The organism is Pseudomonas sp. PDM30, assembly GCF_019218985.1.
GTDB lineage: Bacteria > Pseudomonadota > Gammaproteobacteria > Pseudomonadales > Pseudomonadaceae > Aquipseudomonas > Aquipseudomonas jessenii.
Genome location: NZ_JAHUWM010000004.1, coordinates 441,978 through 454,522 on the forward strand (window position 1 = coordinate 441,978; position 12,545 = coordinate 454,522).

Sequence of the window (12,545 nt, forward strand, 5' to 3'; positions counted from 1 at the left end):
AAAGGCTCAATCCGAAAGTGATTGGTCAAACTGGCCGCGGAACCACTGCGAGATTTGGTGTTTTCATCAAAGGACTTTGAGGTTCCCAAAAAAATCGAACGTCAGCTTCTGGCCGACTTCAGCCAGTCGCGATCGGCAGAAAGCGGTCATTCAGGCGGCAAACCACCCGACTGCTTGCGTGGCCTTGCTGAGCAAGCTGTATCAAGCATTAAACAGAGCATCGTTGGGCCGGAGGTCGGCTGCAAACGTGGTTCGACTCACTTAGTATGACTGGCGAACTATTGCTTCGCTGTCGACCCCCTGAAGATACGGATTAGTCATGAAACTCATGGAATGGGCTGACCTCAAGGTCCTCTACAAACGCAGTCGCAAACAACCCAACAAACTATTATTCAAGCGCGAAAATGCTCGCAGGTTATGGTCCATGTGGACGACCGCAGCTTCAACGATACTGCTCGTTGTGTTCGCGGGCTTTGGCATCAAGAGCCCGACGCTGATTCCCTACGCCTACATAGCCCTTTTTCCTTGGGCGCTAGCGCTCTATTTCACTCGCATCAAAGCACTTCGCACTGTTTATCCGCGACAGTTCGCGGAACACTCTATCGACCGTCAATCCTCGCTGGGAAAGGAAAATATTCTTTGTTATGCCTTCTTCCTGGAGCAGCTGCGCGATGAGGGCTATACGGTCGCGAAGATTCGGGAGTTATCGGAATATGCGGACCTGACCGTCAAACCGACAAGGCCGGCGCTGTCGCAGAATCTGGGCTTTGCCTCACTCATTGCTTTTATGATCGCCATTTGCACCGAGCTCATCAAAACCACGACATTCTTTACGTTGGGTAAGGGTTGGGTATTTTTGATGCTGGGCATAGTCGCGCTGTTCATTTACTGGATGGTTTTGGACGGCATTCACAGCGCTACATATGAGAAGGGTTGCGTAAAACGTTATCTGGACATGGCCGCCTACGACTTGGAAGAGCCTAGTCAGGGAGCACCGGAGGAGAGTACCGAGATGCCCGCGCTGGACACCTTGCCCTCCGTGTCCACACCTTCACCCGCGTAGACCAGAAACGGAAAGTCTTGTAGACGTTGTCTGTATCAATCCCATGGGAGGATGGCACAACGACTATACCCAATACCTGCCTGCGATCCAGTTGCATGCGCCAACCGATAGGAGCGGGCTGCACACAGGAAAAGATATCAATGGGTCCTCCCGAAGGGGTGGGGCTAGGGGGTAATTCGGGCCCCGCGTCTTCGGTATATATGACCTTTTTTCGGTGGTTGGTTGTTGTTTAGTCGCTCACTGCAAGCCCCGCCCCCTATGGGTTTAGCTGGCCTGTACATCGCAACGACTCAGGCTAGCCATATCGATATCCAAGAGCTCCAAGTTCGAGCATGACGCGGCAACGCACGTTGGAAGGCTTCCCATACCAGAACCTGACGAATTGGAGGCGGATATCGAGAGGTTAGCGGCATGGAGGAGCGCTCTAGATAAGCGCTCGAAAGAAACAGCCAAAGCTAGGGGCTAAATCCTGTTCTAGCTCAACGGTGCAGAACCTGAGGCGCTGGGGCCAAGCTCTTGCCGCAAGGGCCACCGCTCACGAGATAGATAAACGTCCGCTACTGGCCGCTCTCTGCCTATCACGACCGTCTGAAACCGACCGATTCTGTTGAAAAAGTCGGCTTCGGTTTCCACTGCAGAAAAGTGCGCGTCTGAGATTGAAATCTGTGTTTTGCGCAGAAGGTCCAGGACTCGGATTTGACGTAGCAGCGTGCAAAAAAAGGCGCTTTCACCGCTCGATGCATGGCTAGCCAGAGCGGGTCGACTTTTTCAACAGAATCGACCCATACCAGACACTCAGCTTGCCTCTAGTCTCTCCTATCCCTAGGGTATTGCTCGCCAAGAGCTCGCGTTGGTTGGATGCGCAATCAGGTCGCTTTGATTGCATGTGTCCTTGCGGGCACTGGAGCGTTTCCGCGCGTAATCGCACCAGTGAGAGCGGTTAGCCGTCCGTCTCGCGCGGATCACCGGTCGGCGGCAAACGATCAACCCGCAACGCATCAACGACCAGCGAAAACGCCTGGGAGGGTTGTCGGCGACTGGGGTAGTACAGATGAAAGCCGCCGAAGGGTTCACACCAGTCCTCCAGTACCCGAACAAGCCGCCCTTCGGTTAGATGCGGGGCAAACTCGTCCTCGGGCAGATAGGCGATGCCCAGCCCACTCACCGCAGCATCGGCGATATGGGTGGTGGAGTTGAATACCAACTGGCCGTCTACACGTACCTTAAGCTTCTTGCCCAGGCGTTCGAATTCCCATGCATCCACGCCGTCATAGGTGGGAAAACGGATATCGATACAGCGGTGTGCTGCTAGATCGCGAGGGTGTTCCGGGGCGGGGTTTTTCGCGAAATAGCCTGGCGCAGCAACTACGGCCATTCGTATCGGCGGGCCAATGGGCACGGCGATCATGTCTTGCGCCACCGTGTCGCTGAAGCGCACGCCGGCATCGAAGCGGTCGGCGACGATATCGCGAAAGCCATAGTTGATATCGAATTCCAGCTTGATATCCGGGTACATCTGTAGCAACGGCACCAACTTGGGTAGCAGGGTTGTCTTGATGATGTTGTCGCCGCAGGTAATGCGTACCGTCCCGGCCGGCTTATCGCGCAGCTCGGTCAAAGCTTCCACTTCGGCCTCGATCTCATCGAAGCGACGGGCCACCGCTTCCAGCAATCGCTCGCCCGCCGCCGTCAGCGATACGCTGCGGGTGGTGCGGGTAAGCAAGCGAATTTTCAGACGCGCTTCCAGTGCGGAAACCACCTGACTCACTGCCGATTGCGTCACCCCAAGCTGTACCGCCGCGCGGGTAAAGCTGCCCATCCGCGCCACGGTTACGAATGCCAGCAGATCGTTGAAATTGGGTTTGGCCATAGCGAGCATGCTCGATTGATTGATTGATTGATTGATTGATTGATTAGGCATGGTTATATCCGCATTAAGCATTCATTAGCTAATCAAAATCTCCTTATTGCGTAACACTAACCGGCATCCCAGCCTCTCGGCATGAAGAAGGGCGAGCCTCGCGCTAACTGCCTGCGTCGCCTTTAGCTTTCCCTCAAAAGGACGCCCCATGAAAAGACTTCTCGTAATGCTTGGGCTTCTAATCAGTTCATTCACAGCTTTAGGAGCCGACATGTCCAACGGTGCAGATAATTTCTTTAAAAGTGACAAGGTGACCGTGCAAAAGGTCAGCTTCAAAAATCAGTACCAGCTCAATGTCGTGGGCAATCTATTCGTCCCCAAAGGGCTGGACAGCGCCACCCGCAGCCCGGCCATTATCGTTGGCCACCCCATGGGCGCGGTAAAGGAGCAAAGCTCCAACCTGTATGCGCAAAAACTGGCGGAACAGGGCTTCGTTACCCTGGCGCTGGATTTGTCGTTCTGGGGCGAAAGTGAAGGCCTGCCGCGTAACGCGGTACTGCCAGACATGTACGCCGAAGACTTCAGTGCCGCCGTGGACTACCTAGGCACGCGACCCTTTATCGACCGTCAGCGCATTGGCGTGCTGGGGATCTGTGGCAGCGGCAGCTTTGTAATCAGTGCAGCCAAGATCGACCCGCGCATGAAAGCCATTGCCACTGTCAGCATGTATGACATGGGCGCCGCCAACCGCAACGGGCTCAAGCATTCGCAAACCCTTGAACAGCGCAAGCAAGTCATCGCGGCGGCGGCCGAGCAGCGTTATGTGGAGTTTACGGGGGGCAAGATCGAATACACCGGCGGCACGGTGCAGGAACTCAATGCCGACACTCACCCTATTCAGCGCGAGTTCTTTGACTTCTACCGCACCCCGCGTGGTGAATTCACCCCGGCCAGCTCCACGCCGCAACAGACCACCCGCCCGACGCTGAGCAGTAATGCCAAGTTCATGAATTTCTACCCATTCGTAGATATCGAGAGCATTTCGCCGCGTCCGATGTTGTTTATTGCAGGTGAAAACGCCCACTCTCGCGAGTTCAGCGAAGAGGCGTTCCGCCTGGCAGGGGAACCTAAAGAGCTGGTCATTGTGCCCAACGCAGGCCATGTCGATCTTTACGACCGTGTTGCCCTGATTCCTTTCGCCAAGCTGACCCAGTTCTTTCAGGACCACCTGAAGTGACCGCTGAAATCCATCTGCACGCCACCACCTTGAGTGAGACAGGTACGCGTACCGGTCATTGGGGAGGCGTTTATGCAATGACGCTATGCGTATTCGCGCTGATCGCCTCGGAGTTCATGCCTGTCAGTCTGCTGACACCATTGGCAAACGACCTGCAGGTCAGCCAGGGCTTGGCGGGCCAGGGGCTTGCCATCTCTGGTGCGTTTGCGGTGTTGGCCAGCCTGTCGATCAGTTGGATCGCCGGCGCCCTGAACAGAAAGACCCTGCTGCTGGCCCTAACCGGTTTGATGGCCGTATCGGGCGCCATTGTGGCGCTTGCCCCGAACTACCTGATCTACATGGCTGGGCGAGCCCTGATCGGCGTCGTGATTGGCGGATTTTGGTCTATGTCGGCGGCCACTGCGATGCGCCTTGTGCCTGCCGCACAGGTGCCCAGAGCGCTGGCTGTTTTCAACGGTGGCAACGCCCTGGCGACTGTGGTGGCAGCGCCATTGGGCAGTTATTTGGGCTCAGTTGTGGGTTGGCGTGGTGCGTTCTTGTGCTTGGTGCCGGTGGCGTTAATTGCGCTGGTTTGGCAGTGGATAAGCCTACCTAGCATGGCCGCGCAGAAGCGTTCGCGGGGTGCTGGCAATGTTTTCACATTACTGACAAATCGCAAGGTGGCGCTGGGCATGGCGGCCGCCGGCTTGTTTTTTATGGGCCAATTTACGCTGTTCACCTACCTGCGCCCGTTTCTAGAAACAGTCACTCAGGTCAACGTGCCGATTCTCTCTCTGCTGCTATTGGTGATAGGCGTCGCTGGCTTTTGTGGAACAGTGCTGATCGGATCAGTGCTCAAGCGCAGCCTGTACGGCACCTTAAGTACCATCTCGCTGTTGATGGCGGTTATTGCGGTAGCGCTGATTCCTGCGGGCACTTGGGTTATCGCGGCAGCGGTATTGCTCGGCCTATGGGGCTTTATTGCGACGGCAGCGCCCGTGGGCTGGTGGAGCTGGATTGCGCACGCCTTGCCGGATCACGCCGAGGCGGGCGGCGGCCTGATGGTGGCGATTGTCCAATTGGCTATTGCCGTGGGCTCCACCGTCGGCGGTGTACTGTTTGACGCTCTCGGATACCAGAGCACCTTCATCGCAAGCGCCGCGATGTTGACGCTCGCCGCCTTGTTGACCTTTCTAACCTCTCGTTCGCCGGTGCCGCCACCCCTGTGAACCTCCTATTCCAAGGAGCAAGGCCATGTTTATCGATCATTCCCCTGGATGGAGGGGCCTCTGGTTCGCAGCCTTGATGCCATTTGCCCTATCGGCATTGCCCCTCGCAGCCGCGACAGATATCGCCGGCCCGTCAACAGGCATGGAGAACTACACGATGTGGATGACCATAGGCCAACAGCGCTTCGCCATTACCCTTGAGGACAACCCGACCACTCGGGAGCTTGCCGCCCGTTTGCCGCTCAGCCTGGACATGAGCGATCTGAACGACAACGAAAAGCACGTCACCTTGCAGCGACCGTTACCCACTCAAACCTATCGACCTGGAACAATCCACAACGGCGATTTCCTCCTGTACGGCCCCGACACGTTGGTGATCTTTTATAAAACCTTCAGCTCGTCTTACAGCTATACCCGTCTCGGTCGCATCGACAACCCAGCGGGCCTCTCGCAGGCTCTGGGTCGGGATGATGTTCGGGTGACGTTTTCAGCGGACTAGTTTCAGTCATTTTCCGCCCACCCAGTAATGTCACGTGATGCGCACAACCCACTTGCACGTTGATACAGGAGCTTCTTATGCCGTCCAAGCACACTAATTCAACCCTGGCCGCATTGGCGCTGCTCACCGCTACCTGCATTGGACCAGCCTTCGCGGCCGAGCTGAGCCCTGCCAGCCAGAAAATCACACGTGCGGGTGAGCAGGCTTCGATAACAGGGCCTGCCGATTATTTCACTGGTCACGTGCGGATCGACCCATTGACGACTGCAACGGACGAGCTCAACACCTCAACGCTCTACGTCACCTTTGAGCCTGGCGCTCGTTCGGCCTGGCACACGCATCCTGCCGGACAATATCTTGTCGTGACAGCGGGAGTCGGACGTACTCAGGAATGGGGAAAGGCGGTGCAGGAATTACGTCCCGGTGATGTGGTGTTTTGCCCGCCTGGGGTAAAGCACTGGCATGGCGCCGCGCCATCGACGGCCATGACGCACATGGCTATCACTGGCATGAAGAACGGCAACAACGTCCGTTGGATGGAGAAGGTCAGCGATGAACAGTACCCAACCAAGTAAATACCGCTATGTCCGCTTGGGGTCGTTGGCCGGCCTGGTAGTGCTGGCCAGTGTTTTAGGTGCTCACGTATCGAGTGCCAGTACCACACACAATTCGGAGACGCAGACGGTGACTGAGCAAACCCTGACTGCAAAACAACTGGCTGTCGCCCCTATCGGCGCCAGCATGGCGACCGGCGATATGCCCCGTTTGCGCGATGCGCTCAATCGCGGTCTTGATGCCGGTCTGACGATTAGTGAGAGCAGGGAAATCTTGGTTCAGCTCTATGCGTACGCCGGGTTCCCGCGCAGCCTCAATGCACTGTCGCTGCTGATGAGCGTCTTGCAAGAGCGCGAAGCACGCGGAGTTCAAGACGAGCCGGGACGCGAACCAGGCCCCGTGCCGTCGGGGCACGCTTTGCTCGACCTGGGCACCGACAATCAAACCCGTCTGGTAGGTGCACCGGTCTCAGGACCGTTGTTTGAGTTCGCTCCTGCGATTGACCAGTTTCTGAAGGTTCACCTATTCGGCGATATCTTCGCTCGAGACAATCTCGATTGGGCTGCTCGTGAACTGGCCACTGTTGGGGCACTTGCCGCGATGCCAGGGTTAGCGTCGCAGTTGGAGTCGCACCTGAAGATCAGCATGAATGTTGGCCTTACGGCGCAGCAGTTGAACCAAGTGGCTAGCGACCTCAAACGCCACGGTGACCAAGAGGCGGCTGAGCGCATTGTTGTGACCTTGGAAAAAATCAGGGGCTGACTAGGCCACCGATGGCAACGGGATGTTGATGAGTTCAGCTAATAACGGCTATCGAAATCCGTGGATTCTGAATCAGCGGGCGAATGCTAAGTTTCTAAGGCACTGAGACCACCATCCGTATGCCTCCATCTAAAAGACTAATCCTCGTTAAAACAGGTGAGCCATGGAACTGCGAATAAACCAAAAAACCTACCAGGTCGATGCCGAGGCGGATACGCCGCTGCTATGGGTTATCCGCGATGACCTAGGGCTGACCGGTACCAAGTATGGCTGCGGTCTAGCGCAATGTGGCGCGTGCTCGGTGCTCGTGGACGGCAATGTTGTGCGCTCGTGCGTTATTCCGGTAGCCGGGGTGTTGGGCCGAGAGGTAACCACGATCGAGGCGATAGAAGCCGACGATGTCGGAAAGCGTGTGGTCGCTGCGTGGGTTGAGCATCAGGTCGCCCAGTGCGGCTATTGCCAGTCTGGCCAGGTTATGGCCGCGACCGCCTTGCTCAAGCGCAACCCAAAGCCCAACGATGTGCAGATCGCGGCGGCGATGGTCAATCTGTGTCGCTGCGGCACCTACAACGCCATCAATGCTGCCGTCCACGAGCTGGCAACCGACGTTGCAACCGCTGCGGCGCCAACCGAGGAGAAGGTCTGATGAGTACGCATGTTGATACCGCTCTTGGTGAGCCGATCAATCTATCGCGCCGTCGCTTTCTAGTGGCCTCTGCAGGCACTGCGGTTGGTGCCTTGGTGCTCGGTTTTGGTGTGCCGCTCGGTTCTGCACGTATGCAGGCGATGGCGGCCGAGCGCCAAGCGGCAGGCACCCAAGTGAGCGCTTTTCTTGAGATCCGCCCAGATAACACCATCCGCTTGCTATGCCCCTTTATTGAGGGCGGCCAGGGCACCTATACCGCCATGGCACAAATAGTTGGCGAGGAACTGGATGCCGATCCATCGACCTTTGTGGTCGAAAGCGCGCCGCCCGGCGAAGCCTATGTGGTGATGGAAAATGGCCTGCGCATAACCGGTGGCAGTATGTCGGTGCGCATGAGTTACCCTACCATGCGCCGGCTGGGTGCTCTGGCCCGCGCGATGTTGCTGCAGGCCGCAAGCGCACGTCTAAATGTGCCTGTGGCTGAGCTGACCACCGAGCCTGGCCACGTTTTGCATGTGGCTTCGGGACGCTCGCTGAGCTACGGCGAGCTGGCCAGCCTTGCTTTAGACCTGGCAGTGCCCGCTGTCGAGAGCATTACGCTGCGTGACCCCAGCCAGTTTCGCTGGATCGGCAAGCCAGTGCGCCGTCTGGACAGCTACGACAAGTCCACCGGCAAAGCGCTGTACACCATCGATATGCAGGTAAACGGCATGCTCCACGCTGCCGTGCAACATGCGCCGCGCCTGGGCATGACAGTGGGCGAGCTGCACAACGAAGCGCAAGTTAAGGCAATGAAAGGGGTGCACTCGGTGCATCGTTTGCCCGGCGCCGTGGCGGTTGTCGCCGAGCGCTGGTGGCACGCCAAGCGTGCCGTCGAAGCCATCCAGGTGCAATGGCAGGAGCCCGCTGCCGATTCGCCTTTGCGGGTGATGCCCGCCGACTTCTCCACGGTGGCGTTCCGTGAGCGTCTGGCCAATGAGCCAGGGCCGGGGCGTGATGCCGAGGTGGAAGGCGACTTCTCCGGCACGTTGGCACAGGCGACTACGCACGTTGAAGCCACCTACCACAACCAGTACGTCAATCACGCGCAGCTCGAACCCCCTTCAGCATTGGCCCACTTTCATTCCGATGGTTCGCTGGAAATCTGGTTACCCAACCAGGCGCAGGACTTTTTCCTGGCGGACATCGTGAAACGTACCGGGCTGGCTCCTTCTAAGATCACGCTGCATACGCCGTTGCTCGGCGGTTTTTTCGGGCGGCACTTCCTGTACGACACCGCCAACCCCTACCCGCAGGCCATCGAATTGGCGAAGGCAGTCGGGCGCCCGATCAAGCTGATTTGGAGCCGAGAGGAAGAGTTCCTGCGCGACGTGCTGCGTCCCATGGCCGTAGTTAAGTTTCGCGCCGCGCTTGATGACAAGGGCTGGCCCGTCGCACTCGAGGCGGTGAGCGCCACCGAGGGGCCAACCGAGGGTCTTGCCGGCAAGCAAGGTGCAAAGCTCGACCCTTCGGCCGTTGAAGGCTTGACCGACAAGGCGTACGTGATTCCCAACCGGCGCATTGCCCAGATATACGTCAAGGGCCCTGTCATGCTTGGCTACTGGCGCTCGGTGGGCAATTCGCTCAATGACTTCTTTTACGAGGCGTTTCTGGACGAGCTGGCCGACAAGGGTGGCCATGACCCCTTTGAGCTTCGTCTGCACTTGTTGCAAGGCAACGCGCGGTTGACCCATCTGCTGCAGTCCGTCGCTGAAATGTCCGGTGGCTGGATGCGTGGGCCGTTCACCGCTGAAGATGGTTCACGACGCGCGCGGGGTGTGGCCATGGCCTCGCCCTTTGGTACGGAGACGGCAGTGGTCGCCGAGGTGTCGATTGAAAATGGCCAAGTCAAGGTTCACGACATTTGGCAGGCGATAGACCCCGGTAGCATCGTTAACCCCGCCATTGTCGAAGCACAGGTCAATAGCGCGGTGGCCCTAGGCTTGTCCCAGGCGTTGGTTGAAGAAGCGGTGTACGTCGACGGTAAACCGCGCGCGCGTAACTACGATCTCTACCCGATCTTGCCGCCCGCCCGCATGGCACGGGTGCACGTCAAAGTGATTGAGAGCGGCGCCAAGATGGGCGGCATCGGTGAGCCACCGCTGCCGGCCGTGGCGCCGGCAGTGGCCAATGCCGTGGCCAGGCTTACCGGCCAGCGCCTTCGCAGCATGCCATTCTCCAACTACACCTTTAGCCAACCAGCCTGACGGGAAGATGTGTCCATGAGCAAACGGCATTACGCAAAAGCTGCCGGCACACTGGCATTGTTCGGTCTCGTCGCGTTGGTACTGCTGGTTTGGTATGGCACCCGGGTGCCGGCGTCGGCGCTCGACGCCGCAGGCAGCGTTGCAGCAGGCGACGCGGCACTGGTGCAGCGCGGCGAGTATGTGGCCCGGTCAAGCGACTGCGTGGCCTGCCACAGCTTGCCGGATGGCCCCCCATTCGCCGGAGGCCTGGCGATGGCTACGCCACTGGGTACCATCTACGCGACCAACATTACCCCCGACCGCGCGGCAGGTATCGGTCACTACAGCCTGGCTGACTTCGACCGTGCAGTTCGCCACGGCGTTGCCCCTGAGGGGCGCCGGCTTTACCCCGCGATGCCTTACCCCTCGTACGCCAAGCTGACAGACGATGATGTGCGGGCCTTGTATGCCTTCTTCATGCAGGGCGTCAGCCCGGCCGCAAAACCCAATACACCGAGCGAAATTCCCTGGCCGCTGAACATGCGCTGGCCCATCGCATTGTGGAATGGCCTGTTCACCGATATTGCAATCTTTATTGAACAACCCGCCAGAGACGCCAAGTGGAATCGCGGCGCGTACTTGGTCCAGGGCGCAGGCCACTGTGGCAGTTGCCATACGCCACGCGGCCCGGCTTTCAATGAAAAAGCGTTGAGTGATGCCGGCGGCCAGTTCCTGGCCGGTGCCCTGCTGGATGGCTGGTACGCCCCCAGCTTGCGCAACGACCCCAGCACGGGGCTGGGGCGCTGGAGCGAAGCGGATATCGCGCAGTTCCTGAAAACCGGGCGCAACGAGCATGCGGTGGTGTTTGGTTCGATGACCGAGGCGTTCAACAACTCCACGCAATTCTTGACCGACGCCGACCTCGCAGCTATCGCTCACTACCTTAAGTCTTTGCCGGGTGATCCAAAGCGCGACGGCGCGCCATGGCAATACGAGGCGGCAGCTGCTTCGGCATTCGCCAGCACAGGGGGACACATCTACGAGACGCGCTGCGCTTCCTGTCATGGTCAGGATGGGAAGGGACAGGCGCCGTGGATGCCGCCGCTTGCCGGGGCGACTTCGGCACTGACGGCGGCACCTGACTCAGCCATCAATATCAGCCTCAACGGATCGATGCGGGTGGTCACCGCCGGGGTTCCAGATGCTTACCGGATGCCTGCCTTTCGCGAACAACTCTCGGACGTAGAGATTGCGCAGGTGTTGTCTTTTGTCCGCGCGACCTGGGGCAATCGGGGTGGCGAGGTTGATGCGCAGGCGGTCTCCCGACTGCGCGCGCATACAGACCCGGCCAGCCCCACGCCAATTGTCTTGCACATGCGCTGAGCCTCCGGAGGCCTGATGGAAAGCATTGATCTGCTAGTACTGCGCACCTCCCGCGATTGGCTTGCTGCGGGCGACCGCGTGCTGCTGGTAAGCGTGGCGCGAACCTGGGGCTCATCACCACGGCCGGTGGGCTCGATGATGGCGCTGCGCAACGATGGGCGTGTAGTGGGTAGCGTCTCCGGCGGCTGCATCGAAGACGACCTCATCCACCAATACACCACCGCTTACGGCGCAGCAGGCTTACCGGAGCGGTTGCCCGAGGTGGTTCGCTACGGCGTGAGCGCCGACGAGGCGCACCGTTTCGGCCTGCCTTGCGGAGGCACGCTCGAATTGATTCTGGAATTCATGCCCGCCGTCGAGACCCTTGAGCAACTGCTGGCTCTTCTCGACGCGGGCCAACTGGTGCGGCGCCAACTTGATCTTCGGACTGGACAGGTAAATCTGCACAGCACAGCGACGCCCGATCAGTTCACTTTTGATGGTCTACACATGAGCAACACACTGGGGCCGGGCTATCGCATGCTGCTGATCGGCGCAGGGGCGTTGGCAGAGTACGTTGCCGTGATGGCCCAGTTCAATGGCTTTCAGGTGACCATCTGCGATCCCCGGCCTCAATACCTAGAGATGTGGAATGTTCAGGGCGTAACTCGAATCCAGAACATGCCAGACGACGTGGTCAGAGCCTTTGCTCCCGACTTACGCACCTGCATCATCGCCCTCAGTCATGATCCAAAGCTTGACGACCTGGCATTACTGGAGGCCCTGCAAGGACCAGCCTTCTACATCGGCGCCATCGGTTCGCGACGCAACAGCCAGAACCGACGGAATCGTTTGATCGAGCATTTTGGTGAGACCGAGCAATCGCTGGAACGTCTGCATGGACCGATCGGCATATACATCGGTAGCAAGACGCCGCCGGAGATCGCCGTCAGTGTGATGGCCGAAGTGCTAGCCGCTAAAAACGCAGTAGCGCTCCCAAACGAACTCTCTATTTCCCAGGCCAAGGAAATCAGAGAGATGGAGATATGTACATAAGCCCGTTACGTTGAATGCGACTTGTCGCTTGGGTGCAGCGCATCGAGCGTCCCCACACTAACCAGCGAGCG

The 12,545-nt window shown here is 58.6% G+C and carries 11 protein-coding genes; 10 read left to right on the top strand and 1 reads right to left on the bottom strand.

Going from position 1 to position 12,545, the window contains the following annotated elements; all coding sequences use genetic code 11:
• The first annotated feature begins 319 nt into the window (after positions 1–319).
• Positions 320–1,063 (top strand): hypothetical protein, encoded by a 744-nt coding sequence (locus KW840_RS12565; RefSeq protein WP_218495299.1) that lies wholly within the window; start codon positions 320–322, stop codon positions 1,061–1,063.
• A 940-nt stretch (positions 1,064–2,003) separates the two neighbouring features.
• On the opposite strand, the gene KW840_RS12570 is transcribed toward KW840_RS12565, so the two are convergent.
• A complete protein-coding gene (locus KW840_RS12570; RefSeq protein WP_218495536.1) occupies positions 2,004–2,933 on the bottom strand; it encodes a LysR family transcriptional regulator in 930 nt (309 codons plus the stop codon).
• 199 nt (positions 2,934–3,132) lie between these two features.
• On the opposite strand from KW840_RS12570, the gene KW840_RS12575 reads away from it, so the two are divergent.
• The 9 genes from KW840_RS12575 to KW840_RS12615 all read left to right on the top strand — a co-directional run bounded on the left by KW840_RS12575 (position 3,133) and on the right by KW840_RS12615 (position 12,474).
• Entirely contained in the window at positions 3,133–4,161 is a 1,029-nt protein-coding gene (locus tag KW840_RS12575; RefSeq protein ID WP_218495300.1) for an alpha/beta hydrolase, read from the top strand.
• A 77-nt stretch (positions 4,162–4,238) separates the two neighbouring features.
• Positions 4,239–5,369 carry an MFS transporter gene (locus tag KW840_RS12580; protein ID WP_218495538.1) on the top strand — a complete coding sequence of 377 codons (1,131 nt, stop codon included), beginning with the start codon at positions 4,239–4,241 and terminating at the stop codon, positions 5,367–5,369.
• A gap of 25 nt (positions 5,370–5,394) precedes the next feature.
• Positions 5,395–5,868 carry a cyclophilin-like fold protein gene (locus KW840_RS12585; RefSeq protein WP_256353263.1) on the top strand — a complete coding sequence of 158 codons (474 nt, stop codon included), beginning with the start codon at positions 5,395–5,397 and terminating at the stop codon, positions 5,866–5,868.
• A gap of 77 nt (positions 5,869–5,945) precedes the next feature.
• Positions 5,946–6,443 (top strand): cupin domain-containing protein, encoded by a 498-nt coding sequence (locus tag KW840_RS12590; RefSeq protein WP_218495301.1) that lies wholly within the window; start codon positions 5,946–5,948, stop codon positions 6,441–6,443.
• A complete protein-coding gene (locus KW840_RS12595) occupies positions 6,421–7,185 on the top strand; it encodes a carboxymuconolactone decarboxylase family protein (protein ID WP_218495302.1) in 765 nt (254 codons plus the stop codon). The genes KW840_RS12590 and KW840_RS12595 overlap by 23 nt, the downstream gene beginning before the upstream one ends.
• Before the next feature lie 163 nt (positions 7,186–7,348).
• Positions 7,349–7,831, top strand: a complete 483-nt coding sequence (locus KW840_RS12600) for a (2Fe-2S)-binding protein (RefSeq protein WP_218495303.1) — start codon at positions 7,349–7,351, stop codon at positions 7,829–7,831.
• Entirely contained in the window at positions 7,831–10,077 is a 2,247-nt protein-coding gene (locus tag KW840_RS12605; RefSeq protein ID WP_218495304.1) for a molybdopterin cofactor-binding domain-containing protein, read from the top strand. Before KW840_RS12600 ends, KW840_RS12605 begins: the two co-directional genes overlap by 1 nt.
• 15 nt (positions 10,078–10,092) lie before the next feature.
• Positions 10,093–11,439 (top strand): cytochrome c, encoded by a 1,347-nt coding sequence (locus tag KW840_RS12610; RefSeq protein ID WP_218495305.1) that lies wholly within the window; start codon positions 10,093–10,095, stop codon positions 11,437–11,439.
• Between the two features lie 15 nt (positions 11,440–11,454).
• Positions 11,455–12,474 carry an XdhC family protein gene (locus KW840_RS12615; protein WP_218495306.1) on the top strand — a complete coding sequence of 340 codons (1,020 nt, stop codon included), beginning with the start codon at positions 11,455–11,457 and terminating at the stop codon, positions 12,472–12,474.
• The last annotated feature ends 71 nt before the right edge of the window (positions 12,475–12,545 follow it).